General features: G+C 59.7%; 1 protein-coding gene. It reads right to left on the minus strand.

The genetic code is table 11. The features are described from left to right. The coding region (locus Q5L94_RS13565; protein ID WP_317498888.1) for a hypothetical protein at positions 1-300 on the minus strand (300 nt) is incomplete at both ends.

Here is a 300-nt window from a genome sequence, read left to right on the forward strand (position 1 = left end):
CTGTAGAGGGTGTGATAGCGCCGTTCGGTGATCTCCACACCCAGAACCGTGGTGCCGGGCTCCACAGCCGAATGCTTCACGATATGGTTTCGAAGGATGTCGCGGATCGACCCGGGATCAATTGAATTTCTCCGGCGATCCAGCCAGTCGAATAGTGCGCCATAGTATGCCAAGGGGCCCGCCTGCACGGCATTGGCGGGAGACGTCTGACGGATGGTGTCCAGAGCTTCCTCAACTGTGTCAGGGCCTTCGCAGTAGATCGAAAAGCCGATGTCCGTGGCCTCCTCGGTCTCTGCCGGG

Source organism: Idiomarina sp. Sol25 (assembly GCF_033052775.1).
Classification (GTDB): Bacteria; Pseudomonadota; Gammaproteobacteria; order Enterobacterales; family Alteromonadaceae; genus Idiomarina.